Genomic DNA, 25,298 nt, shown 5'->3' on the forward strand with positions numbered 1-25,298 from the left:
AGAGGTGATCATGCTGGTGAATGCCGGATATATTTCAATTTGGATTATGCTAATGGCTTTTATATTAATGACAACAGGATGGTCAGACTTTGTAGGGCTGCCTATGAAGAACAAAAAGTGGTTTATTATTGCGCTCTCGGTGTGCGTAACTCTACAGCCAATTCAGGAAACCTTTCATCTAGGAAACGTGCAGATCCACCTCTATGCAGGCACCATTCTGCTTATGCTGATTGCTTTGCTTGCCATGCGTGGTCCATTAGTCTGGGATTCGAGAGGATATTTGCTGATCTGTGCGCTCCTAGCCGGTATGATCTGGGGCAGTGTAAGGAAGATGTATAGTGTAGATCCGGTCTTCTTCTTGCTGGATCCATTATTGGACGGGCCTATTGTAGCGGGAGTATTGGCTTCTGCTTTCTCATCGAAAGGTCAGCATCAATTCACGGTTCTCTTGTTCGCAGGCGCCACTGCGGAGTTGGCTCATGCCTTGCTGCAGAGGAACTTATATGAAGCTGCCATTGGTTCCTTGCAATGGTGGGACAGCGTTTGGATAGCCTTTGCCGCCTCCAGAGTCGTTAGTCTGGTCTTTTTGGCTGCCCGTGCAGGCGTAGTTCGATTTATACCGATTCCATGGAGGAATAAAGGAGGAAGTTCATCGGAATGAATGCTTATTTGGTGGAACATAAAATGTTAATCGGTGTATTGATGGGTATCGTATTCGGTATTGTATCCCGTCTTCTTATGCTGCGTACCGATTACAGGCAATACCCAACTTACCCGCATGGACGAATCATCCATATCTCACTTGGCGTTATTGCTGCAGCGCTTGGTGCCGTTGCCGTGCCGGCACTTTACAATAAAGACTACACGGCAATCACCTTCCTGTCGCTCGCGGCACAGCAGTTCAGGGATGTGAGGAGCATGGAGAGGACGACGCTGACGAAGATTGACAGCATGGAGCTAGTCCCTCGTGGGTCGACCTACATAGAAGGCATTGCAATGGTGTTTGAAGGACGCAACTACCTGGTTATTATGACGGCACTTGTTACATGCCTATTCTCCATCGTCTGGAATGTTTACTTTGGAATAGTGGGCGGCATTCTATCTCTTTTGTTTGTTCAGTATTTGAAATCGGGGAAAGCCATGTCCCATATCGTCCGTGCAGAAAGCGCGGAAGTGCGGGTCGACGGGCCGGATCTATTTGTTGGTGATATCTATATCATGAACGTTGGCCTTCAGGCTAACCAAGAAATCATTAAAGAACGGGGAATGGGATTTATTCTGACGCCTTATAATCCCAATGGCAAAGTAACAATTAGCAATTTGGGACAACGGCAGGCTATTCTTTATGATTTGTCCACGATCCTGGGTGTTTATCGTGATGACGGAGAGCCGGCATTAATTCCAATGGCTAAGCTGGATATGAAAGACGGGCGGATGGCGATATTTTTCCTGCCGCAGGATATGGATGTGGAGAAAGCGCTGCTTATCATTAATAAGGTGCCTATCCTGGAATCTGCCGTTCGTATGCCTACAGAAGCGTCGGTAAATAAGGAGGCAGCTAATAATGGCTAAGATTATTGCAGTTGTATCTCTTGAGCCTGATAAAATAGGCGGTGGGGCTCCTATCTTTATAGCACCTGATGAGGCAGCGATGCAGCAGACTGCTTTTCTTTTGGAGAAAATATTGGATGCCAGTGCGCATGACTTGAAAAATGGTACGATCATTATCGTAAACCATCACTAAAAGATGAAAAGTTAGCCAAGAACGTTGTTTTTTGCTATGATGTTAAGCGTGAGTATTTCTGAAGGAGTGAGCATTCAGCTATGGCAAGACCCGTTATTGCAATAGTCGGTCGCCCGAATGTGGGCAAATCCACCATTTTTAACCGGGTGGTTGGCGATCGTCTCGCAATTGTTGAAGATAAACCGGGCGTAACCCGGGACCGTCTTTATAGCCCAGGAGAATGGAATGGTAAAGCATTCAGCATCGTAGATACAGGCGGTATTGAAATTGATGGTGAAGATGAAATTATGAAATCAGTCCGGATGCAGGCAGAGCTTGCAATCGAGGAAGCGGATGTCATCATCTTCATGTGCGACGCCAAAACAGGCATTACACATGCAGACGAAGAAGTGGCACAAATGCTGTTCCGTTCCCGTAAACCGGTTGTTCTTGCTGTCAATAAAGTGGACAACTTGAACCGAATGGATGAGATCTATGAATTTTACGGCTTAGGCTTCGGTCAACCAATCGCAATATCCGGTTCGCATGGACTTGGTATCGGCGACTTGCTTGATGCGGCCATTGAGAAGCTTCCGGAACTTGAGGATGACGGCTATGATGACGACGTTATTCGTGTAGCCCTGATCGGCCGCCCGAATGTAGGGAAGTCCTCGCTTGTCAACGCTATACTTGGGGAAGAGCGTGTTATTGTCAGCGACGTCGCAGGTACAACACGTGATGCAATCGATACCCCGTTCGAGCGTGACGGCCAGCGGTATGTACTCATTGATACGGCCGGTATGCGTAAACGTGGTAAAGTCTATGAATCCACAGAGAAGTACAGCGTTATGCGCGCAATGAAAGCAATAGAGCGTGCCGATGTTGTACTTGTGCTCATTAATGGGGAAGAGGGCATTATCGAGCAGGATAAACATATTGCCGGTTATGCTCATGAAGCGGGCAAAGCTTCAATCTTCGTCGTGAATAAGTGGGATGTCGTTGATAAAGATGATAAAACGATGCAGGCGTTCACACAAAATATCCGTGACCACTTCCTGTTTATGACGTATGCACCAATTGTCTTCCTGTCTGCGAAAACAAAACAGCGTTTGCATAAGCTGCTCCCTGTTGTTAACCATGTATCGGAACAACATGCGATGCGGATTCAGACGCATCTGCTTAACGATGTCGTATCGGATGCGGTTGCTTATAACCCGCCGCCAACTGACAAAGGTAAGCGCCTCAAAATCAACTATGTGACGCAAGTGGCGACCAAGCCACCTACGATCGTTATCTTCGTAAACAATCCGGAGATGATGCATTTCTCGTACGAGCGTTACTTGGAGAATAAGATTCGTGCAGCCTTCGATTTCGAAGGAACGCCTGTCCGTCTGTTTACAAGACGGAAGTCCGATGAAGATTAGGGGAGAAGAAGCTTGATATACGCTGTAATCGCGGTTATTCTGAGTTATTTGCTAGGCTCGGTATCGTTTAGCATTGTTATTGCCAGATTAGTCAAAGGCATCGATATCAGGGAGCATGGCAGCGGCAATGCAGGCGCAACAAACACCATTCGTGTTCTGGGCAAAGGCCCAGGCCTGCTTTGCTTTGTGCTTGATTTCGGTAAAGGGATTGCTGCTGTATGGATCGGCCACTGGCTGGGACAGGATGATTGGACATCAGCAATATGTGGTCTCGCTGCTATTATGGGGCATAATTGGCCGATCTACTTCAACTTCAAAGGAGGCAAAGGAATTGCGACTACGATTGGCGCAATCTGTGCGCTTGCCTTTGTACCGGCCCTTGTTGCCGGTGTAGTTACGATTATCGTCATTGCCATTACGCGTTACGTATCGCTTGGATCACTTATTTTCGCGGCTTTGACGCCTGTCCTTATTGCGATTTTTTATTATTCCGCTCCCGTATTAACGGTTAGTCTTATTCTGTGCATATTTGCATTCTGGCGTCATCGTTCGAATATCGTGAAGCTGCTGCAAGGAACGGAGAACAAGCTAGGAGCTAAGAAAGGGTCGTGATTGGCAGATGACGCAAGTAAAGACGGAACATAAAGGGCGTGCTGCGGTTCTGGTGGCAGGAAGCTGGGGAACTGCGCTTGCTGCTGTACTGGCGAGCAATGGCTACAATGTGCAGCTATGGACGCGTTCGGCTGAGCATGCGGAGCAGATGAATACGAGCCGTACGAATGAGAAGTATTTACCTGGCGTAATTCTGCCGGAATCGCTGTATGCGACAACAGATATGCAGGAAGCGCTGCAAGGAGCAGAGCTAGCGTTATTCGTAGCTCCTTCGTCTGCAATGCGGCTGGTTGCGAAGCAAGCCGCTCCATATCTAACGGAAGATACATTGGTTGTCCATGCAACAAAAGGCTTTGAAGCTGAAACGTTAAAACGGATGACGACGGTACTTGCGGAGGAGCTTAACCGTCCTGCGGAAAAGATCGTGGTCCTCTCCGGGCCAAGTCATGCGGAAGAGGTCATTCGCAAACAGCCGACAACGGTTGTTGTCGCTTCGGCTGATCTGAAAGCAGCCGAGCAGGCGCAAGATGCCTTCATGAACACCGATTTCCGGGTTTATACGAATCCGGATGTTGTAGGCGTTGAAGTAGCGGGTGCGATTAAAAATATTATCGCGCTTGGCGCGGGCTTATCTGATGGCCTTGGCTTTGGAGATAACGCCAAAGCAGCACTGTTAACGCGTGGTCTAGCGGAGATCAGCCGCCTAGGCACAGCAATGGGGGCAAACCCGCTTACCTTTGCGGGTCTTGCTGGCGTTGGTGACTTGGTTGTAACTTGTACGAGCCAGCACAGTCGGAACTGGCGTGCAGGCTCCATGCTGGCAGACGGTACGCCTCTTGATGAAGTGCTGGAACGTATGGGCATGGTTGTCGAAGGAGTTCGTACAACACGTGCAGCAAATGAGCTTGCTAAGCAATATAACGTTCAAATGCCGATTACGGCTGAGCTGTATAGTGTCTTGTTTGCAAATAATTCACCAAAATCAGCGGTTGAAAATTTGATGGGCCGGTTAAAGACCCATGAAATTGAACAGCTAGACTAAGACATGCGCCTATACCATTCAATTCCCCCTCTCATATGATGTTGCAAGGCTAATGCTTATATGGTCCGCAGCGACATCGAAGGAGGGGAATAGAATGGCTAAAGATATTTCCAAAGATGTTCTTAATGCAATAAACAAGAAAACGGGGAAAAACATTTCCGAGAATGCAGTTAAAAAATTGGCGAATGGTGTATCGGCATCAACGATGCAGAATGAAGAAGAGCTTCGCAAGCTGATTAAGCAGGTTTCGGATATGGCAAAGGTTCCAGTCTCCGATAAAACGATGAATGATATTGTGAAGGCCGTGAAAGCAAGCGGCATGAGCATAGGCGGTATAGAATCGCTGATCAAAATGATGATTAAGTAACACAAAACGCCCAAAAGCTGCTCTTTTTCAGCAGCTTTTGGGTTTTTTTGTCCTTTTTTATACTTGATGTTATAATAATTGTTGCATTTATCACGGTTATCGATTAGGAGTAGATTAGTTCATGGATCCAATGACGAAGATGTGGGTATCTTTAATCGGAATAGGGTTGATGGCGATCGCCGCCGTTATGATTACATTTGCCCGATTAAAGACAAAGGGCGTACTTAAATTTTCTTTATCCTTTATTTCTTTTATTTTGCTTGTGTTTGGTTTTCTATGTGGATTAATCGCGATTTTGTAGCTGCATGAACGTACATAATGCTGGTGTGAAAGGAATCATTGTCTCATGATTGAACTAAAGGGGAGAACAAAAACCGCGATTGTCGAGCCAGAGGTTGGTGAGTCGCTGCTTCGGCTCGCGTTAAAGGCGAAGGTTGACTGGTCCTCGAATTGTACACGTGGAACTTGTGCAAGATGTCGCTGCTTCATAGAAGAGGGAGCAGCTGGTCTCGCAGGAATTACGGATGCGGAATGGGATCGGATGGAGCCGGAGGAGTTCCAAGAAGGATACCGTCTTGCCTGTCAGGCTATCGTGAATAATAAAGAGATACCGATCAAAGCGATTAACAAGCCGTATTTTTGATTCTGACGTGTTAAGGGGACTATGCTTGGAGGGATGTGCAGTGATGGGGAAAAGAACACAGATCGAGAGCGCTTTAGCTGCCATCGTCCAGGCACTTAATGGCACAAATGCAGCATGGGTGGTAGGAGGCAGTACGGGTTTAATGCTTCGTGGTCTTCCATTGCCGGCTGAACCTAATGACATTGATTTATATACGGATGACGAAGATTATGATCTGATTCACGAGAGGCTGGAGCCTTATGCCGTGGATACGAAGCATTTGAGCGAATGCGGCAGTTACCGTTCGATGCTGAGTCACTTTGTTATAGAAGGAGTGTCCGTAGAGCTGGTTGGAGGCTTCGTTGTGCGTGCGAAGGGCTGCCGTTATGTGACGGAAGTTCGGTCGCTGCTGGGACCATCCTCAGAGCTGGTTGTTATTCAGCATGAAGAACGGGATATAGCTGTCCCGGTTGTTCCGCTCGCACATGAGCTTTGGTTCAACGTGCTGCGCAATCGAGAAGACCGCATTCAACTAATTGTAGAACATTATATTATGGATCCATCCCGTCATGAGACATTAAGGCTGCAGTTGGAAAAGCGAAATGTACTAACGGTGGAAGCGAAAAAGCAATTAACGCAGTTGCTTGCTGATCGTCAGGCAGGTGTTGCTAGATGAGCACCAAAGTGACATTCTGGCCGTCTGGTAAGGCCATTGAAGTGAAGCCCGGAACATCATTGCTCACAGCGGCAAGAAAAGCTGGTGTCCTTATTCAGACGCGCTGCGGTGGTAATGCGGCTTGCTTTATGTGTAAAGTGCAAGTTCGTCCAGGCAGTGATCTGATGCCAATAGCTGATGACGAAAAGCGTAAGCTGGCTGGCTTAGATGAACTAGGCTGCAGGCTTGCCTGCCAAGCGAAAGCGAGAGGGCTCGTAGAGGTGGATGTGCCGCTTGATCCGCTTCGGGCAGCTGTCCAGAAGCTGCTCGCTAAGCAGGCGGAGGAAAGCGATGATTTGTGGTAGAACGATAACGAGGAGGAGCAGCAAGTCATGTGGAATAAGAAGAAGTTGAAATCTGGTATCATGCTCGTCATTCTTACGGTTACCGTTCTTTCATTAAGCGGATGTATGTATCCGAAAAGTGAGTTGAAGCAAAATCAGGCCGCGCCAAAGGAAGCGGTTCGTAATGTCCAGGCGGCCATCGATCAATATCAATCGGAAACGGGCATGCTTCCAATGAAGAACAGCGATGCAGATACACCAATATATGAAAAGTTTCTCGTTGATTTTGCTCAACTGAAGAACAAAGGCTATTTGAGCAGTATCCCGACTGCAGCCTTCGAGAATGGCGGTAATTATTATTTCTTAATTATCAATGAAGAGACAAAGCCTCAAGTCAAACTGATGAATCTGAAGACTTATCAGCAAATCAATGATATTCAAAGCTGGGTCACTGAGTACGCTAATAACCATAATGGTGAGTGGCCAAAAGGTGAGCAAGCCTACCCGGGTTATTTCTACATAGATTACAAGGCGATGAACAAGAAAGCTCCTGATCTGCGCAGCGACTATTCTTATCAGACGCTTGCAGCCATCATGGATGAGCAAGGACATGTGTATATGGACTACGGAATTGATATCATGCAGACGATTCAGAAGAATGGTGAAGATGGTCTTACTGCGGATACTGATCTTCGCTCCATTTTGGCTGATGCTGATATGTTCGTACCGGTCAAAGCTCCCGTTTATCATTGGGTAAATAAGGAACCGCAAGCAGTAACGACACAGGCGAAATAACCGATAATCTATAGCTTTTGATAAATCCTTATTACAGTCCGCAGCGGATCTGTAATGAGGATTTTTTGGTATAGAAACTCTCTCTGGATCATATAACTCAATCTTGGAAGGGCAAGAACGTGACCCGATTTAATAAAAAAAGATTTCGTGAGGGAATCGGCATAATCGGTGAGCTAGGACAATATGATATTACTAGTCCAACAAAGCTGTACGAGTTGCGTCGCTGGCCTGCCCTCTTGTCCGGTGGAAGGCGGCGAACCGGAAAATCAATTGGGAGGGGATATTCAGTGGAGAAAGTGGACATTTTCAAGGATATAGCCGAACGTACTGGCGGGGATATTTACCTCGGGGTAGTAGGGGCTGTCCGTACGGGCAAATCAACGTTTATTAAACGGTTTATGGAGACGGTCGTGCTGCCGAATATTGCTAGCGAAGCCGAGCGTGTTAGAGCCGTTGATGAACTTCCTCAAAGCGCCGCGGGAAAAACTATCATGACAACTGAACCGAAATTCGTGCCGAATCAAGCGGTACAGCTGCGGGTCAGCGAAGGTCTAGATGTGAACATCAGGCTGGTTGATTGTGTTGGCTACGCCGTTGAAGGGGCGAAGGGCTATGAGGACGAGAATGGTCCTCGTATGATTACAACGCCTTGGTTCGATGAACCAATCCCGTTCCAAGAGGCAGCGGAGATTGGGACCAGGAAGGTTATTCAAGAGCATTCTACCTTAGGTGTAGTCGTAACAACTGACGGCTCTATTGCAGAAATTCCTCGCAGTTCTTACGTGGAAGCAGAAGAGCGCGTAATCAGTGAGCTGAAGGAAGTTGGCAAACCATTCGTCCTCATTATTAACTCGACGCGTCCTCGCGGTGAAGAAGCCATTCAACTTCGTGGTGAACTGCAGGCCAAATACGATATTCCGGTTATTACTATGAGCGTTGCGACAATGGGCGAAGAAGAAGTCATTTCTGTCCTGCGCGAAGTACTCTATGAGTTCCCAGTTCATGAAGTCAATGTAAATCTGCCTAGCTGGGTTATGGTTCTTAACGAGAATCACTGGCTGCGCAGCAACTACGAAAACTCCGTTCGCGATACAGTTAAAGATATCCGCAGATTAAGAGATGTTGATCGTGTTGTCTCTCAATTCTCGGATTATGACTTTATCGCAAGAGCCGGACTTAGCGGCATGAATATGGGGCAGGGTGTTGCAGAGATTGATCTGTACGCACCAGATGAGCTCTATGACCGCATCTTGATGGAGGTTGTTGGGGTTGAAATCCGTGGCAAGGATCATCTCCTCCAGCTGATGCAGGAATTCTCTCATGCGAAGCGGGAATACGATCGGTTCGCAGAGGCGCTGGAGATGGTCAAAGCTACCGGTTACGGTATCGCTGCTCCTACGCTTGCTGAGATGGCACTGGATGAGCCAGAGCTTATCCGTCAAGGCTCACGCTTTGGCGTAAGGCTGAAAGCGACAGCGCCTTCGATTCATATGATCCGTGTCGATGTGGAATCTGAATTCGCACCGATAATCGGATCGGAGAAGCAGACCGAAGAGCTGGTTCGTTACTTAATGCAGGACTTCGAAGCAGATCCGATCAAGATCTGGGAGTCAGACATATTCGGAAGATCCCTTCATTCCTTAGTGCGCGAAGGTATTCAGGGCAAAATCGCCATGATGCCGGATAACGCCCGCTACAAGCTGCAGGAGACACTCGGAAGAATTATTAACGAGGGCTCTGGCGGTCTCATTGCTATCATTTTATAAAGCTAGAAGAAAGAACGGTTGAACCGGCTTACAAGCCGGATCAGCCGTTCTTTTTGTTTGTAACAAATTATTCATTGCAATTGTGCCTAACCATTACTATAATGGCAATTGTTGCACAGTTCGATCTTTTTCGACAAAAGCAAGCTTAAATGTTTCTTTTTTCCTATTTTAATGAAAATAATACTTAAATTCCGATTGACATACTTGGTGAAAATGATATGATAGCAAATAGATAATTCATCTATCATTTATGGTTAGAGAAAAAGGGAGAGAAAATCATGAAAAAATGGGGTAAACTTTCTTTGACACTGCTTGTTGCTATTGTTCTAGTTATTGCATCGGCATGCGGCAACAGCAAAACGAACAACAATGAATCCGCTAACAACGCTGCAACGAACGCACCAGCGAACGCGGCAGATAACACATCCACAGGCAACAGCGAGCTGGACGCACTAAAAGGTAAGAAAGTCGCACTTGTTATGCAATTCAATACGGGCACATTTTCTTCACAATATGTAGAAGGCGTGAAAGAGCAAGTCGAGAAGTTCGGCGGCAAAGCTCAAGTATTTGCTTCAGATAACGATCTTGCCAAAATGTCCTCTAACCTGGATGCAGCAATTAACCAAGGTTTCGATGGTATTCTGATCGACCATGGCCAAGCTGGCGCATTGGAGCAAGGTATCAAGAAAGCAAAAGAAAAAGGCATCAAAGTTGTTGTATTCGACGCTGATGTGAAAATTGACGGCGTACCAGTTCTGCAACAGGATGATCAAGCGATGGCTGACCTGACGCTAGAGCAGCTTGCGAAAGACGCTGGCGGTAAGGGTAACATTGTTAAAGTATGGGTAGCAGGCTTTGCACCAATGGAACGCCGCCAAGTGGCATATAAAGCTTTCCAAGAAAAATATCCAGACATTAAACAAATCGCAGCTTTCGGTAACGCGAACAACCCTGCAATGGATACACAAGCACAAATGGAAGCAATTCTGAAGCAATACCCGAACAAAGGTGATATTACAGCGGTTTGGGCTGCATGGGATGAGTTTGCTAAAGGTGCTGCTCGTGCGATTCAACAAGCAGGCCGTACCGAAATTAAAGTATATGGTATCGACATGAGTGATGAAGACTTGCAAATGATTCAAGATCCGGCTAGCCCATGGGTTGCATCGGCTGCTGTAGATCCAAAAGATATCGGCCGCGTACAAGTTCGTACGCTTTATAAAGAATTCAAAGGTGAGCAAAACGATCCGCTGGTTGTACTGAACGCTGTGTACGTTCATCGTGATCAACTGCCTTCCGAGAAAGTAAGCACGACTCAATTGTCCCAATACATCGATGGTTGGGGTAGCAGCACGCAGAACTATGAAGACTGGATGAAAGAACTGGAAGGTTCGAAGTAAGGCTTATGCTTACGCAGCAAGAATTGTTTCACAATTCTTTTTAACGAAACGCTGGAGAGGTGCACATGATGAGTGTTGCAAAGCAATTGCAAATGAAGGGGATCCGGAAAGCTTTTTCCGGCGTCCCCGCCCTCCGCGACGTCGATTTTAATCTGCAAAGCGGCGAAGTTCATGCGCTGCTCGGTGCCAATGGCGCCGGTAAGAGCACTTTGATGAAAATATTATCAGGTGCATATAGCCAGGACGAAGGTACCGTAACAATCGACGGGCGACAGGTTCATATTGATTCACCCGGGGATGCCAAACAGTTGGGCATCCATTGTGTCTATCAGGAAGTGGATACCGCTCTTGTTCCGCAGCTAAGCGTAGCAGAGAACGTTATGCTTGACCGAATTTCCAGTAAAGGCAGCAGCTTATGGCTGAACTGGCGCAAGCTGGAGAAGCAGGCCGAAGCGACCTTAGCGCGGCTTGGTGCAACGATTCCGGTCAAGAAGAAGGCAGGAGAACTGACGCTCGCTGAGAAGCAGCTTGTTTTGATCGCCAGACTACTTACCGAGCAAGCTAAATACGTTATTTTTGACGAACCGACCGCACCGCTAAGCCTCGAGGAAGCGGAGCGGTTATTCCGTGTTATTGGGCAGCTCAAAGAGCAGGGAATAGGCATTGTGTTCATCTCCCACCGTTTGCCAGAGGTGTTCCAGCTGTGTGACCGCATTACGGTTATGCGTGATGGGCAGCAGATCCTGACCGAGCCTACTTCAGCTGTCACGATTGATGAAGTCGTACAAGCGATGCTTGGCAGAGTATTCGAGGAGGAGTTCCCGAAGGCGGAGGTCGCAATCGGCGAGCCGCTGCTTGAAGTATCCGGTATTTCGCGCGGCCACCATGTAAGGAATGTCAGCTTTAACGCAAGAAGTGGTGAAATTGTTTCAATCGTAGGTCTTGTTGGTGCGGGTAAGACCGAGCTGTCTCGAGTACTGTTTGGTGCTGATCCTGCAGATCAAGGAACGGTATCGATTAGCAAGAGAGTCATAAACAAAAGCGAACCAGCGGATGCTATAGCCGGAGGTGTTGTCCTTGTGCCGGAAGAGCGGCGCAAACAGGGCATTCTTGTTGGTGAATCCGTGCAAAACAATTTAAGCCTTCCGATTCTGAAGCTGTTAACGAAGAGCGGCTTTCTGTCCGGAAAGAAGGAGTCTAACAATGCAGAAGCGATTATCGGCAAGCTTGGCATTAAGACCTCTTCTCCTCAGCAGAAAACCGGCCATTTAAGCGGCGGTAATCAGCAGAAGGTATCAATAGGCAAATGGCTACCAACAGGTGCAGAGGTGTACTTATTCGACGAGCCGACAAAAGGCGTTGATATCGGTGCAAAAAGTGATATTTTCCGTATTATCGGATCACTTGCCGAGCAAGGAAAAGCAATTGTGTACTTAACATGTGAATTTGCAGAGGCTATGGGCATTGCCGACAGAATTCTTGTCATGTGCGACGGCGCATTGGTGAAGGAATTTCAGCGCGGTGAAGCCACGCAGGAGCTGTTGATGCTGTATGCGAGCGGCGGCAAGGAGGAGCAGGCATGAGAGAGAAGTCACTAGATTTCATTTTTAAATTTGGATCATTACTTGTTATTGCCTTAGTTATCCTATTCTTCTCGATGTGGGATGAGCATTTCTTTACTTACGCGAATTTGTCTGATATATTACGTTCGATTTCCATCACAACGTTTGTCGCCATTGGCGTAACGTTCTCCCTGACTGTTGATGGCTTTGACTTATCGGTAGGTTCTACTGTATCGTTAACAACAGTTGCGACAGCGGCCTTAATGGTCTGGTATGAGCAGCCACTTGTTGTTGTTATCATTGTTGCCCTGTTGATTGGTGCTATAGTGGGCTTGCTTAATGCGCTGCTTATCGTCAAAATCCGTATACCGGATATGCTGGCAACGCTGGCGGTTATGTACATCATTGGTGGTATTCATAAGACATACACAAAGGGTTATTCGATCTATAACAACATGCCTATGCCGGACGGCTCTACAGCACCAGGCAAGTTTAGTGACTCCTTCCTATGGCTGGGTCAAGGCAAATTGCTTGGAGTACCTGTACCGGTCGTCTTGATGGTCGTTGCAGTCATTCTTGTTCATTTGTTCTTCAAATACACAAGATGGGGCCGTCAAATGTATACAACAGGCGGCAATGAAGAAGCTGCCCGCCTGTCAGGTGTACGCGTGCGCCGTATTCGTATGGCTGCTTATATCGCATCTGGTATTTTTGCTGCAATCGGCGGTATTTTATATGCTGCTCGGGTTGGCACTGGACAAATTGATGCAGGTGCTCCGATGATGATGGAATCGGTCGCTGCTGTATTTATCGGGTACTCCGTACTTGGTGCCGGCAGACCTAATGTAATCGGCACATTCTTTGGCGCGATCTTGATCGGTGTGCTCTTGAATGGCATGACCATGATGAAGGTGCAATACTACGCAAATGACATTGTAAAAGGAACTGTGCTTGTCCTCGCGCTGGCCGTTACCTTTATTCATTTGTCCAGAAGACGCAGCGGATAAGATGAAAAATCGATGAAAGTGTAGAGAACCTCTCTTGGCTACTTGAAATTGGAAATCGCCTGTATTACTATAAGTTTGTTTGAGGTTGAGGTATATTTTTCAAGTATTCCGTTAATAAGAGGGATAAGATGACTCTTCATTTGTCTTTAGGGAGGTGAAACAAATGAACAAAACCGATTTGATTAACAAAGTGGCTGAATTGTCCGATCTGTCGAAGAAGGACGCAACGAAAGCTGTTGATGCAGTATTCGAAGCGATTTCCGATGCTCTTCAAAGCGGAGATAAAGTACAACTTGTAGGCTTTGGTAACTTTGAAGTTCGCGAACGTCAAGCTCGTAAGGGCCGTAACCCGCAAACTGGCGAAGAGATCGATATCGCTGCAAGCAAAATGCCTGCATTCAAGCCTGGCAAATCTCTTAAAGATCTCGTCTCCAATTAATTGCTTTTGCACAGCGTCCGAACGCCCAGCGTTCGGACGCTTTCGTTTGTGTAGACTACCAAGTCTTGCATGACGGCGCTGGTCTATAGTATAATCGAGCGCAGCAATAGGATGCTAGAGCAGCCAAAGGCTTACGAAGTAGGAATTATCACAACTGGCTGAAGAGGCCATTTGTGTGGCAATTCTTTAAAGCATACGCTTTCGAAGCAATGAAGTCCTCACAATGTGCCCTAACATGGCTATATTGGGTGATGATTCATTTTAGGCGGGATGCTTACGAAGTAAGAATTATCACAACTGGCTAGAGAAGCCATTTGTGTGACAATTCTTTTTAGGAGGGTTAAGATGGAGCCGACTCAAGGCGATTACATCGTTATAAAAGCGAAGGATCAAGGCGTTCAAGTGATTGGCCTCACGCGTGGTCAGGATACCAAGTTCCATCATACGGAGAAGCTGGACAAAAATGAAATATTGATCGTACAATTTACTGACCATACATCAGCGGTCAAAATCCGCGGCAAAGCTTCAGTTATGACCAAGCACGGTATAGTGGATACAGATCAATAATAATAGGAACGGACAAGCTCCCTCGCACGATATCGTGTGCAGGGAGTTTTTTTTGTGCATAGCTTGACTACTTTGGTTGTAAAATGGGATATAAGGATCATTGGCGACGTAAATTGATCGGAGGGATTCCGTTATGCGAAAAGCTTATCTCACAGCGCTTGGAGCTGCGCTAGCCGTAACAGCGGTTATTGGCTTGCTGCCTCACTCAGGCGTTGGCCCGGGCAAGGATAGGGGAGAGGTTGCTGTATTTCATCCCTCCGAAATGAAAAGACTGACGAGCAGTAACCTTGTTGATGCGTTAATTGGGCTGCAATTGACAGGAAGTGTAGATAAAGTGGAGTGGAGCCAAGCCGTGCTGACCGTGGAAATGCGTGCGGATGAGGATCAGCAGATGGAACGCTGGTATAAGGATATGGAGAAGCTCATTCGATTGTCGTTCACCCAGATGGAAAATATTAATCGGCTGCTGATCCGATACGTGGATACGAAGGAAAGCAGTCGATTGTTGTTTGCAGCGGATGTTCGCCGTTCGGACAGCTGGCTGGAAGAAAATTTAAGTGAACTTGCCGATGCGGATCCACTTCATGATGAGCTCTGGAGAAAGCGGCTGCGTATCACTTATACCTCTGAGCTTGAGAAGCTGCTTGGTCCCATTGACACCTATTCAACTGCGCCGCTCCGATCTTCATAGAGGATTGTATCAATTTCATGAACAATTCTCAGTTACAGCTAGTATCGTATGCTCATTACATAAAGTTGTGCTATAATAGTTTAGATTATTTAGCGGCGATTCCGCTTGTCTGTTCGGAGGCTTACCCCATGAAACCATATCGTATCAACGAGCTCGCATCCAAGTATGTCGAGTATGACATGATTCAAACTTACACCGAGCTGCCTGCTTTTCCCGATCCAAGGCTGCGGTTATTGCACGCTGTACTGAATGAGCACGGAGCCTTGGCCCCGAAGAGCGAGCTTTATTCGCTTGTCGTATCGCTCGTACAGCTGGGCATGGATACGCATGACCTGATCGATACGGAGGAGAACCGGCGCTCAGAGAAAGAAATGAGAGCAAGACAACTTAAGGTGCTGGCAGGCGATTATTTCAGCAGCCGATTTTATTCGCTTCTGTCGCAAGCTGGACAGATTAGCATGATATCCAAGATTAGTACGGCCGTATGCGAGGTTAACCGATTGAAAATGGATCTTTATATAAAGATGCAGCAATCGAAGCTGAAGGCAGAAGATTATCTGAACAAACTAACCCGGCTTAAGAGCGAAATGTTCCAGTTGTTTGCTGAGATGATGGAGGGGGCATTCGTGAAGTTATGGCCGGAGATGCTGCAGGATGTAAGTCGCTGCGAGGCAGTGCTGGACGAAATGGAGCGTTTTGATTCACCATCCCGGTTTTATCAAAGCTGGGCTTATTGGCATGTCATGCAGGAAGGCACACCCGAGGAGCAGCAACGACTGGCTGGCAAGCCGGAACCTTCCCTGATTTATGATCTGCTTGGGAAGTATGAATTGCAGAGCAGACTGGTCTCCAAGCTAAAACACGCGGCAGATAATCTGCGCAGTACAGCAGCTAAGCTCGAATCCGACCAGTTGAAGAAAGTGGTTCAGGATTTGGCGGATTCATTCTTGGAGAAGATGGCAGCCCATACCAGTGCTTAACGAAATGAGGGGAACAACAGATGAACGCAAAAGCAAACTCCAGCTCCAGTTCTAGCTCGAAAGAACATGTGCATGCGCTCTTTGAGAACATTGCACCGAAATACGATATGATGAACGATCTGCTCAGCTTCCGCCGGCATAAAGCCTGGAGAAAGTTTACGATGCGGAAAATGAACGTCCAGCCGAGTCAGACAGCACTTGATCTGTGCTGCGGTACCTGTGACTGGACGATTGCCATTGCGAAAGCAAGCGTCACCGGCCATATAACCGGGCTCGACTTCAGTCAGAATATGCTCGATGTGGGAGCGGTTAAGCTGCAGAAGGAAGGCCTTAAGGAGCAGATTACACTTATTCAAGGGAATGCGATGGAGCTGCCTTTTGCCGATAATTCCTTTGACTATGTCACGATAGGCTTTGGTCTTCGGAACGTTCCGGATTACTTGCAGGTTCTGAAGGAGATGGAACGGGTCGTTAAGCCTGGGGGCATGGTTGTGTGCCTAGAGCTGTCGAAGCCGATGTGGCAGCCATTTAAAGGGCTGTACTACTTATACTTCGAACGTATGCTTCCGATGATGGGCAAATGGGTGGCGAAGAGATTCGACGAATACAAGTGGCTTCCGGATTCCTTGAAGCTGTTCCCGGATGCCAAGCAGCTGTCCGAATTATTCCGTCAAGCTGGATTAAATGGAGTACAAGCTTATCCACTGACCGGTGGAATAGCGGCACTTCACATCGGTACAAAGGAGAAATCACAGCAATGATTCGCAAACTTCGTATTATTTTGGAAATGATAAAATTTGAGCATTCCGTGTTTGCACTTCCATTCGCCTTTATGGGTGCAGTACTTGGCACATTAGCGGTTGAGAAACGGCTGCCAACCTGGGGAGAGATCGGCTGGATTGCACTTGCAATGGTTGGTGCCCGCAGCGCGGCAATGAGTCTTAACCGGGTTATTGATAAAGCTATCGATAAAGCTAATCCAAGAACGGCACAAAGGGCGCTGCCAGCTGGCCTCCTCAAATCGTTTGAGGTCTTATTATTTATTATCGTCTCGTTTGTCCTGCTCTTTGTGGCAGCGGCGAATCTGGACCCAATCGCGATGAAGCTGATGCCAATTGCGGTTGCAATGCTTGTGCTCTACTCGTATATGAAAAGAATTACGTGGCTCTGCCATGTTTTTCTTGGCCTCACCATCGCATTGTCTCCACTTGGCGGCTGGGTCGCTGTTACGGGTTCTTTGAATGCTTCGGCGTGGGTGCTGTACTTCACGGTAGCGCTCTGGATCGCCGGCTTCGATATCGTCTATGCGACACAGGATTACGAATATGACCGTGATAACGGTCTGCATTCTATTCCTGCCCGGTTTGGCCTTTCTGGTGCTCTATGGATCGCTAGATGCTTCCACGTTGTAACAGCAATCGGGTTCTTTGCTTTGTTCTGGATGACCGAGCTGAGCTGGGTCTACTTGATTGGTACAGTTGCATCGATTGTTATGCTGTTCTATCAGCACTGGCTGGTACGTCCAAATGACCTGTCCCGTGTACAAATTGCATTTTTCGGGATGAATGGTACGCTTAGTGTAGTCCTGTTCGTATTCGCGATGGTTGATTTGCTGGCGGTGCATCAATGGTAGAACGGACGAAAGAAGCTAGACCCAAACGTTGGGTAGTTGGTATCACAGGTGCCAGTGGATCCATCTACGGCATACGGCTTATCGAAGAACTGCTTCAGTCAGACTACCTTGTTCATGTCGTTGTGACGGAAGCGGGCTGGCGTGTGCTTAAGGAAGAGCTGGGATGGGATACGTCACGTCGGCAGGCAGCTCTGGAGAAACATTTTGGAGAAGCGCTAACTTCTGGCAGACTGGTATTTCATCCGAACGCCGATATAGGCGCCAGTATTGCAAGCGGCTCCTTCCTGGTGGAGGGAATGGCTATCGTACCTTGCTCGATGGGTTCCTTGGCCTCTATGGCTAGAGGGATCTCGGATGATCTGCTGACCCGCGCAGCGGATGTCATGCTGAAGGAAGGACGCAAGCTGATCATCGTACCGCGCGAAACACCGCTCCATGCGATTCATTTGGAGAACATGCTGACGCTGGCACGCCTTGGGGTAAGAATCATTCCGGCTATGCCGGCCTTTTATTATAAACCGCAATCTATGGACGAAATGATTAATTTCCTTGTCGGCAAAGTGCTTGATAACATGGCGATCGAGCATCAATTATTTAGAAGATGGGGAGATGAACATCATGATGGGCAGACCGAATGAGCCGCTCCGTGTCGGACGTATTGACTATGCAAATGCATGGCCGTTATTTCACTATCTTGAAGAATACACCGAACAAGCAGGCATTAATGTTGTACTGAAGGTACCTGCGGAGCTTAACCGGCTGCTGCGAGAAGGGGAGATACAAGTTTCGGCTGTATCTTCTTATGCTTATGGGATGAATGATCAAGATTATATTCTTCTGCCGCATTTATCGGTGGGCTCTGAGGGCAAAGTAAATTCAATCCTTCTATTCCTGAAGGAACCAATCGAGTTGTCTCCACCTAAGCGCATTGCAGTAACAACGGCTTCTGCAACCTCGGTTAATTTACTTAAAATATTGATGAAAAAGTATTATGAGCTTGATCCTGTATACGAACCCGCTGAACCTAATCTCGAGCAGATGCTTCAATCGGCAGATGCTGCCCTACTAATTGGGGACCCGGCGATTCGCGAGTCATGGGATAGCAAAGGTCTAACAGTTATTGATCTGGGTGAAGTGTGGAATCTCTGGACGGGACTTGCTATGACGTACGCAGTTGTAGCAGCACGCAAAGAAGCAGTGGAGTCTTCTCCTGAAGCTTTCCAGCGTTTGTACAGAGCCTTCACAGCCAGCAAAGAACAAAGTGTAGACAATCTTAATCCGCTTATTGATAAGGCTTGCGAACAGCTTGGCGGAGATCCTGCTTATTGGCAAATGTACTTCACAAGCCTGAATTATGATTTTGGGCAAAAGCAGCAAGAGGGTTTGACCTTATATTTCCGTTATGCGAAGGAACTTGGTTTGCTGGACCATGAGGTAAGCCTGCATTTTTATAAAGAAGAATCTCTGCCGAACAGGTGAAAGAATGAAACTATTAGATATTTTCGCAAAGTTAAAAGGCGATATGAACCGAATCGAGCAGGAGCTGGAACGAAGTATAACGTTCGGTGATGAACTGCTTAGCGAGACGTCTCTTCACCTGCTGAAGGCAGGGGGGAAGCGCCTGCGTCCCGTCTTCGTGCTGCTTTCGGGCAAGTTCGGCCAATACGATCTGGATAAATTGACGAAGGTTGCCGTACCTCTGGAACTCATTCATATGTCTTCTCTGGTACATGACGATGTCATCGATGATGCATCGACACGGCGCGGACAACTCACCGTTAAATCCAAATGGGATAACCGGATTGCCATGTACACGGGTGATTTTATTTTCGGCAAGGCGCTTACGATTGTGACAGAACTGGAAGATCCTTTTATCCACCAGATGCTGTCGAAATCATTGGTCCAGATGAGTATTGGCGAGATGGAGCAAATCCGGTATTTTTTCAACACAGAACAATCAATCCGGGATTACTTGCTGCGCATCAGGCGTAAGACGGCACTTCTTATTGCAATCAGCTGTCAACTTGGTGCAGCAGCCGCAGGTGCAGACCGTGATACGGTGAACCGGTTATATCGGTATGGCTATAATGTTGGAATGACGTTCCAAATTCGTGATGATATGCTTGATTTGTTTGGCACCGAGAAACAGATTGGTAAACCCCCGGGATCGGATATTCGTCAAGGCAACATTACGCTGCCGGTTATCCTGGCGCTACAGGATGAGAAGGTACGCGAACCGCTGCTAGAGCAGATCCGTATTATTCGGGAGCATAACGGTAATGTTGATACTAAGCCGGCCATTACGCTTATTAAAAGTAGTAAAGGCATTAAACTGGCAGAACAACTTGCCGATGACTATATTAAGAAAGCTTTGCATGCTCTGGAGGGATTGCCTGGTATCGGGGCGAAGAAGAACTTGATCGACATTGCGCATTTCGTAGGAAAACGTAATTATTAAAGGCTTCGCAATTCTTTAAGTTAATGCTTACGAAGCAAGAATCGCTTCGCAATTCTTTAAGTTAATGCTTACGAAGCAAGAATTACTTCGCAATTCTTTAAGTTAATGCTTACGAAGCAAGAATTGCTTCGCAATTCTTTTTAGGAGGGAACCTAATGGAAAGAACATTTTTGATGATTAAACCAGATGGCGTGCAGCGCGGCCTTATCGGTGAAATTATGTCGAGGTTTGAGCGGAAAGGTTTGAAGCTCGTTGCTGCTAAGTTTATGGTTGTAAGCAGAGAACTAGCGGAGAGCCATTATGCTGAACATAAAGGCAAACCCTTCTACGAGCCGCTGCTTACCTTTATTACAGCTGGCCCTTCCTTTGCAATGGTGTGGCAAGGTGACAATGTCATTGCCCTGACTCGTGCGATGATTGGCAAGACGGATGCGGTTGATGCTTTCCCAGGCACCATTCGTTCAGATTTTGCCGTACATACGAACTTAAACTTGATTCATGGATCGGATTCACCGGAAAGCGCGGCGAGGGAAATTGCTAATTTTTTCTCTCCTGAGCAGCTTGTAGATTACGAACATACGATACAGCGCTGGATCTAATTTTTCTCGAGCTGTAGTACTGGAGGCGGCTATGTCGGAGGATCTGGATTTCAATCTTTTTATACAAAGAATGAAGGATAAGACGAACATCGATTTATCGCAATATAAAGAAGCACAGATGAAGCGGCGGCTTACGACTTTGCGGCAAAAACATGGTTACGATACGTTCGAACTGTATTGGCGGGCTATTGAGCAGAATCGGAGTCTGTTGAATGAATTTTTGGATCGGATGACGATTAATGTCTCAGAGTTCTGGCGTAACCCGAACCGGTGGGAAGTGCTGCAAAGCCGCTTCCTGCCGGAGATGCTGCAGCGCAGCGAACGGCTTAAAGTATGGAGTGCGGCTTGCTCGACGGGAGAAGAGCCTTACACAATCGCGATGATTCTCTCAGAGCTTGGTGCACTTGGCAAGGCATCGGTAACTGCGACTGATTTGGATACGGTTGTTCTGGAGAAAGCGAAGGAAGGACAATATTTGGAACGCTCCCTTCGTGATGTCCCGCCGGCGTTCCGACAGAAATATTTTCAGCCTGATGAGGGAATGTATGCGGTGTCGGATAAGCTCAAGAACGCCATCCAGTTCAAACAGCAGAACCTGCTGCATGATGCCTTCGACCATTCCTTTGATCTCATCGTTTGCCGTAATGTTATGATTTATTTCACAGAAGAAGCCAAGCACTTATTATATCAAAAATTCGCAGCAGCCCTTCGTCCCGGTGGATTACTCTTCGTCGGAAGCACAGAACAAATTTTCTCGCCTTCTCAATATGGTTTTGAATCGGCAGATACCTTCTTCTACAGACGAATCGACGGGTAATTTTCATTTCATGTATACCGTTTTCCATCGACTCCAATACTAGTGGTAACCGAAACTTAATTGGAGGGTGAAGATGGACAAGCGACAAGTGATTCATGCTTACCGAAGCGGGATCATATCCATTCATGAATGTGCTCAAATTCTCGGTCTCGATAGTCGTCAATTACCGAATTTGATGAATCAGATGGTATTTAAGACGGAGCTGGATACGAGCAAACGATTTGTGAACAGCTAGTTAGACAAGGCGGATGTTACAGTCAGTGATGACTGTAACATCCGCCTTTTTTTGAACGATTACAGACAGCCCTCATTTCTTGTCAAAGTATACAGCCTGTACTATAATGAGCAAAGATGTTTACATAATAAAACGCTCGGAATATACACAGTTAGGATGGTATTAATCATGCGCGAACTGAAAGTTGAGCTTGGCGAACGCTCTTATCCCATTTATATCGGCGAAGGTCTCTTGCAGGAGGCTCCAGCTTATTTCAAAAAGCACCAAATCAGCATGAAATCACCACTTCTTATTATTACGGATGAACGTGTAGCCCCGCAATATTTGGAGCCGCTCGAGAACAATCTGCGTGAAGCTGGATTTACAGTAGCAAGTGCAGTAGTTCCTGCAGGTGAAAGCTCGAAGTCTTTGACCATGCTGGAAGGCCTCGTAACGAAAGCGCTGAAAGCTGGACTTGACCGAAAATCTGCCATTGTCGCTCTTGGCGGCGGTGTTGTAGGCGACTTAGCTGGGTTTGTAGCGGCATCTTATATGCGCGGAGTTAAATTTGTGCAAATCCCAACAACCATTCTCGCACATGATTCCAGTGTCGGCGGCAAGGTTGCGGTTAACCATCCGCTCGCGAAGAACATTATTGGCGCATTTCATCAGCCGGAAATGGTCTTGTACGATTTGAATACGCTGCAGTCGCTTCCTCCTAGAGAAGTTAGTGCTGGGTTGTCCGAAGTCGTGAAGCATGGACTGATCTGGGATGCAGAATTTACGGCATGGTGTGAAGACAATGCGGACCGGCTTCTGGCTCTCGAGCCGGATGCGCTCGGATATGCCTTATTTAAAGGATGCAGTGTGAAAGCTGCTGTAGTATCTAAGGATGAACGCGAGAATGACCTTCGGGCCATTCTAAATCTTGGTCATACGATTGGGCACGCGCTTGAGGCAGTTGCCGGCTATGGAGAGCTGCTGCACGGTGAAGCGATCTCGATCGGTATGATTGGATCAGCCAAGCTTGGATTGCGTTATGGTGCACCTGAGGAAGTCTATACAACAACCAAACGTGTACTGTCTAAAGTTGGCCTGCCGGTTAAACTGCCGGAGCATTTCGATGTGGATGCCATTATGGATGCAATGATGCACGATAAGAAATTCAGCGAGAGTACAATGGTGTTTGTTGTACCAGCAGAGATCGGCAAAGTGGACATTAAGAAGGATGTTCAGTCTGCTTGGGTACGAGACATTGTTGAGCAATTGAAACTGGAGGCGTAAGAAGATGAGTGTAAGAGGAATTCGCGGAGCAATTACCGTAGAAGCTAATGAGAAAGAACAGATGTTGCAAGCGACCCTTGAGTTGTTGAACGAAATCGTGAAGCAAAATGAAATTGACCCAAGCGAAATCGGCAGCGTATTTATTACGGTTACCCAGGATTTAGATGATACATTCCCTGCGATCGCTATCCGCCAGATGGCTGGATGGGATCTTGTCCCTTTAATGTGTGCACTGGAAGTGCCGGTTAAAGGCAGTCTGGAACGTTGTATCCGATTCATGATTCATTATAATACCGATAAGTCGCAGGCAGAAATTAATCATGTGTACTTAGCTGGCGCACGTGTGCTTCGCCCTGATTTATCAAAAAAATCATAATTGACGTACAGCCTAATCGGTAGTATATTGAGAACTAATAATAAATAGTACAGAAGAGACGCAAGACAAGAGACAGGTTTTAGTTGAGGTAGCAGGCTTTATAGTTGAGTAGAGATGAGAAGAGCAGAGACGAGTGCAGTGAAGAAGAGAGTAGAAGGTTTGTTATCTAAAAGCGCAAGGAATGGCATGATGCTGTTATGCGCCTTAGGTCTATTCTTTATTTGCGTGCAATCTCAATTGTCATCATCTTACATTCAACGCCCCTGCGCCCGCAGGGGCTTTTTTAATGCCCTTCCCCATTCAAACGAAAGAATGCTCGTTGCCGCTTCCGGTACGAAGCTATGAGGAGGAACCCCCCATGACAAATGAATTGCAGCAAGTAACGAAACTGGCCGACCAGTATAATATCATCCCAATTGTTCGCTATATGCTTGCCGATACAGAAACACCAATTCGCTTGTTCCAGCATTTTGCGAAAGAGCAGCATGCCTTTCTGCTGGAGAGTGTTGAAGGTGGTGTGAAATGGGCTAGATACTCGTTTATCGGAACGGATCCTTTCATGATGCTGTACGGTAAGAACGGCAAGATGATACTCGAACATAACGGGGATAAACAAGTATTCGATGAGAAGCCAATTGAGCTCTTGAAAGCTCAGCTTCGCGGCTATCGCAGCCCCTCGCTGCCAGAACTTCCTCCATTTACTGGTGGAGCAATTGGTTACTTTGGTTATGATCTGCTTCAATACTATGAGAATCTGCCAAAGCATCGAATTGATGATCTGCAAATGAATGATTTGCAATTTATGTTCTGCGATCAAGTCATCGTATTCGACCATTTCAAGCAGCAGCTTCAAATCATCGGCAACGTTCATATCCCGCATGCAGCAACCGACGCAGCTATCGAGAAAGCTTATAATCGTGCTGTAGAGAAGATCGAAGCAACGATTGAACGTTTGCAGCAGCCGCTAAAGGTTCCGGTTATGACCGGAGGGACGATTCCGAATGACCCAGAGCTTGGTGATGTACAATCGAACCTGACCAAGGAGCAGTTCATCTCGAATATTGAGCAGGCCAAAGAATATATTCGCTCAGGAGATATTTTCCAAGTTGTATTATCCCAACGCTTCAGTATCGAGACGGACATTGATCCGCTGCATGTCTATCGCGTATTACGTACGATGAACCCATCACCTTATATGTACTATTTGAAAATGGGAGATGAAGTTATCGTAGGTACTTCGCCGGAGGCACTTGTGAAGGTTGATGGCAACCGTAAGGTAGAGACGCGTCCGATTGCCGGAACAAGGCCACGCGGCAAGACGCCGGAAGAGGATAAGGCACTTGAGGTGGAGCTGCTCGCTGATGAGAAGGAACGTGCGGAGCATTTGATGCTGGTTGACCTAGGACGTAATGATATTGGCCGTGTATCTGAATTTGGTTCGGTACGCTGCGACTCCTTTATGGAGATTGAACGGTATTCGCATGTTATGCACATCGTATCTAATGTATCGGGCAAGCTTCGTGAGGATAGGGATTTCTTTGATGCCTTCCTGTCTTGTTTACCAGCGGGGACTGTGTCGGGTGCGCCTAAGCTGCGGGCAATGGAGATTATTGCTGAGCTTGAAAATGAAGCGAGAGGCGCTTATGCAGGCGCGATTGGTTATTTAGGCTTTGGCGGATCGCTGGATACCTGTATTACAATCCGTACGATTGTGTTTAAGAACGGAAAAGCATATGTACAGAGTGGGGCGGGAATCGTATGGGACTCCGTACCTGAGAGTGAATATATGGAAACAGTCAATAAAGCTAAAGCAAGCTTGAAGGCGATTCGGGCAGCAGAAGCGATTTTTGGTAAACGGAACAATACGGCCGAGCAGGCGGTTAACACAGATTACTATGTGACGAGTGGAGAGGTGTTGTAA

31 protein-coding genes are annotated in these 25,298 nt (G+C 47.0%); all 31 read left to right on the plus strand.

All coding sequences use genetic code 11. The features are described from left to right. The first annotated feature begins 10 nt into the window (after positions 1-10). The gene (locus AB4Y93_RS07090; RefSeq protein WP_441890325.1) at positions 11-661 is read left to right on the plus strand and encodes a YphA family membrane protein; all 651 of its coding nucleotides are present in this window, start codon (positions 11-13) and stop codon (positions 659-661) included. Next, positions 658-1,572, plus strand: coding sequence for a YIEGIA family protein (locus tag AB4Y93_RS07095; protein ID WP_441890327.1), 915 nt, complete (start codon positions 658-660; stop codon positions 1,570-1,572). Before AB4Y93_RS07090 ends, AB4Y93_RS07095 begins: the two co-directional genes overlap by 4 nt. After that, positions 1,565-1,744: a capping complex subunit for YIEGIA gene (locus AB4Y93_RS07100; protein ID WP_167273017.1), complete on the plus strand. Its 180-nt coding sequence runs from the start codon at positions 1,565-1,567 to the stop codon at positions 1,742-1,744. Before AB4Y93_RS07095 ends, AB4Y93_RS07100 begins: the two co-directional genes overlap by 8 nt. A gap of 80 nt (positions 1,745-1,824) precedes the next feature. Next, the gene (der, locus tag AB4Y93_RS07105; protein WP_441890329.1) at positions 1,825-3,147 is read left to right on the plus strand and encodes a ribosome biogenesis GTPase Der; all 1,323 of its coding nucleotides are present in this window, start codon (positions 1,825-1,827) and stop codon (positions 3,145-3,147) included. A 12-nt stretch (positions 3,148-3,159) separates the two neighbouring features. Then, the gene (gene plsY / locus AB4Y93_RS07110) at positions 3,160-3,759 is read left to right on the plus strand and encodes a glycerol-3-phosphate 1-O-acyltransferase PlsY (protein WP_441890331.1); all 600 of its coding nucleotides are present in this window, start codon (positions 3,160-3,162) and stop codon (positions 3,757-3,759) included. 7 nt (positions 3,760-3,766) lie between these two features. Beyond that, positions 3,767-4,801, plus strand: a complete 1,035-nt coding sequence (locus AB4Y93_RS07115; protein WP_441890333.1) for an NAD(P)H-dependent glycerol-3-phosphate dehydrogenase — start codon at positions 3,767-3,769, stop codon at positions 4,799-4,801. A gap of 94 nt (positions 4,802-4,895) precedes the next feature. Next, entirely contained in the window at positions 4,896-5,168 is a 273-nt protein-coding gene (locus AB4Y93_RS07120) for a stage VI sporulation protein F (protein ID WP_167273030.1), read from the plus strand. 121 nt (positions 5,169-5,289) lie between these two features. Continuing rightward, positions 5,290-5,469 (plus strand): DUF2768 family protein, encoded by a 180-nt coding sequence (locus tag AB4Y93_RS07125; protein WP_441890335.1) that lies wholly within the window; start codon positions 5,290-5,292, stop codon positions 5,467-5,469. Between the two features lie 45 nt (positions 5,470-5,514). Then, positions 5,515-5,811, plus strand: a complete 297-nt coding sequence (locus AB4Y93_RS07130) for a 2Fe-2S iron-sulfur cluster-binding protein (RefSeq protein ID WP_441890337.1) — start codon at positions 5,515-5,517, stop codon at positions 5,809-5,811. Positions 5,812-5,854: 43 nt separating this feature from the next. Beyond that, positions 5,855-6,466, plus strand: coding sequence for a nucleotidyltransferase domain-containing protein (locus AB4Y93_RS07135; RefSeq protein WP_441890339.1), 612 nt, complete (start codon positions 5,855-5,857; stop codon positions 6,464-6,466). Then, positions 6,463-6,810 carry a 2Fe-2S iron-sulfur cluster-binding protein gene (locus tag AB4Y93_RS07140; protein ID WP_441890341.1) on the plus strand — a complete coding sequence of 116 codons (348 nt, stop codon included), beginning with the start codon at positions 6,463-6,465 and terminating at the stop codon, positions 6,808-6,810. Before AB4Y93_RS07135 ends, AB4Y93_RS07140 begins: the two co-directional genes overlap by 4 nt. A 27-nt stretch (positions 6,811-6,837) precedes the next feature. Further along, positions 6,838-7,584 (plus strand): hypothetical protein, encoded by a 747-nt coding sequence (locus AB4Y93_RS07145; protein WP_441890343.1) that lies wholly within the window; start codon positions 6,838-6,840, stop codon positions 7,582-7,584. Between the two features lie 287 nt (positions 7,585-7,871). Beyond that, a complete protein-coding gene (gene spoIVA / locus AB4Y93_RS07150; RefSeq protein WP_441890345.1) occupies positions 7,872-9,350 on the plus strand; it encodes a stage IV sporulation protein A in 1,479 nt (492 codons plus the stop codon). A 278-nt stretch (positions 9,351-9,628) separates the two neighbouring features. Next, positions 9,629-10,750, plus strand: a complete 1,122-nt coding sequence (locus AB4Y93_RS07155; protein ID WP_441890347.1) for a sugar ABC transporter substrate-binding protein — start codon at positions 9,629-9,631, stop codon at positions 10,748-10,750. Between the two features lie 65 nt (positions 10,751-10,815). Continuing rightward, positions 10,816-12,333, plus strand: coding sequence for a sugar ABC transporter ATP-binding protein (locus AB4Y93_RS07160; protein WP_441890349.1), 1,518 nt, complete (start codon positions 10,816-10,818; stop codon positions 12,331-12,333). Further along, positions 12,330-13,319 (plus strand): ABC transporter permease, encoded by a 990-nt coding sequence (locus AB4Y93_RS07165; protein WP_167273048.1) that lies wholly within the window; start codon positions 12,330-12,332, stop codon positions 13,317-13,319. The genes AB4Y93_RS07160 and AB4Y93_RS07165 overlap by 4 nt, the downstream gene beginning before the upstream one ends. A gap of 163 nt (positions 13,320-13,482) precedes the next feature. Continuing rightward, complete coding sequence (locus AB4Y93_RS07170; RefSeq protein WP_127494178.1) at positions 13,483-13,758, plus strand: HU family DNA-binding protein; 276 nt, start codon at positions 13,483-13,485, stop codon at positions 13,756-13,758. A gap of 345 nt (positions 13,759-14,103) precedes the next feature. Continuing rightward, a complete protein-coding gene (gene mtrB, locus AB4Y93_RS07175) occupies positions 14,104-14,325 on the plus strand; it encodes a trp RNA-binding attenuation protein MtrB (RefSeq protein ID WP_167273051.1) in 222 nt (73 codons plus the stop codon). 133 nt (positions 14,326-14,458) lie between these two features. Continuing rightward, on the plus strand, positions 14,459-15,016 hold the full coding sequence (locus AB4Y93_RS07180) for a hypothetical protein (RefSeq protein WP_441890352.1): 558 nt from the start codon (positions 14,459-14,461) through the stop codon (positions 15,014-15,016). 128 nt (positions 15,017-15,144) lie between these two features. Then, complete coding sequence (locus AB4Y93_RS07185) at positions 15,145-15,996, plus strand: heptaprenyl diphosphate synthase component 1 (RefSeq protein WP_441890354.1); 852 nt, start codon at positions 15,145-15,147, stop codon at positions 15,994-15,996. Positions 15,997-16,016: 20 nt separating this feature from the next. Next, on the plus strand, positions 16,017-16,757 hold the full coding sequence (locus tag AB4Y93_RS07190; protein ID WP_441890356.1) for a demethylmenaquinone methyltransferase: 741 nt from the start codon (positions 16,017-16,019) through the stop codon (positions 16,755-16,757). Beyond that, positions 16,754-17,629 (plus strand): UbiA-like polyprenyltransferase, encoded by an 876-nt coding sequence (locus AB4Y93_RS07195; RefSeq protein WP_441890358.1) that lies wholly within the window; start codon positions 16,754-16,756, stop codon positions 17,627-17,629. The genes AB4Y93_RS07190 and AB4Y93_RS07195 overlap by 4 nt, the downstream gene beginning before the upstream one ends. Beyond that, positions 17,623-18,267, plus strand: coding sequence for a UbiX family flavin prenyltransferase (locus AB4Y93_RS07200; protein WP_441890360.1), 645 nt, complete (start codon positions 17,623-17,625; stop codon positions 18,265-18,267). Before AB4Y93_RS07195 ends, AB4Y93_RS07200 begins: the two co-directional genes overlap by 7 nt. Next, on the plus strand, positions 18,248-19,108 hold the full coding sequence (locus AB4Y93_RS07205; RefSeq protein WP_441890362.1) for a menaquinone biosynthesis protein: 861 nt from the start codon (positions 18,248-18,250) through the stop codon (positions 19,106-19,108). The genes AB4Y93_RS07200 and AB4Y93_RS07205 overlap by 20 nt, the downstream gene beginning before the upstream one ends. Positions 19,109-19,112: 4 nt before the next feature. After that, positions 19,113-20,087, plus strand: coding sequence for a polyprenyl synthetase family protein (locus tag AB4Y93_RS07210; protein WP_441890364.1), 975 nt, complete (start codon positions 19,113-19,115; stop codon positions 20,085-20,087). A gap of 155 nt (positions 20,088-20,242) precedes the next feature. Beyond that, positions 20,243-20,686, plus strand: a complete 444-nt coding sequence (gene ndk, locus AB4Y93_RS07215; RefSeq protein ID WP_441890366.1) for a nucleoside-diphosphate kinase — start codon at positions 20,243-20,245, stop codon at positions 20,684-20,686. Between the two features lie 31 nt (positions 20,687-20,717). Next, on the plus strand, positions 20,718-21,503 hold the full coding sequence (locus tag AB4Y93_RS07220; RefSeq protein ID WP_441890368.1) for a CheR family methyltransferase: 786 nt from the start codon (positions 20,718-20,720) through the stop codon (positions 21,501-21,503). A gap of 73 nt (positions 21,504-21,576) precedes the next feature. After that, positions 21,577-21,738, plus strand: a complete 162-nt coding sequence (locus tag AB4Y93_RS07225; RefSeq protein WP_441890370.1) for a hypothetical protein — start codon at positions 21,577-21,579, stop codon at positions 21,736-21,738. Between the two features lie 168 nt (positions 21,739-21,906). Next, the gene (gene aroB, locus AB4Y93_RS07230) at positions 21,907-23,001 is read left to right on the plus strand and encodes a 3-dehydroquinate synthase (protein WP_441890372.1); all 1,095 of its coding nucleotides are present in this window, start codon (positions 21,907-21,909) and stop codon (positions 22,999-23,001) included. A gap of 4 nt (positions 23,002-23,005) precedes the next feature. Further along, positions 23,006-23,377 carry a chorismate mutase gene (gene aroH, locus AB4Y93_RS07235; protein WP_441890374.1) on the plus strand — a complete coding sequence of 124 codons (372 nt, stop codon included), beginning with the start codon at positions 23,006-23,008 and terminating at the stop codon, positions 23,375-23,377. 358 nt (positions 23,378-23,735) lie between these two features. Beyond that, on the plus strand, positions 23,736-25,298 hold the full coding sequence (trpE, locus tag AB4Y93_RS07240; RefSeq protein ID WP_441890376.1) for an anthranilate synthase component I: 1,563 nt from the start codon (positions 23,736-23,738) through the stop codon (positions 25,296-25,298).

This window comes from Paenibacillus sp. YAF4_2 (assembly GCF_052113225.1).
Lineage (GTDB): Bacteria > Bacillota > Bacilli > Paenibacillales > Paenibacillaceae > Pristimantibacillus.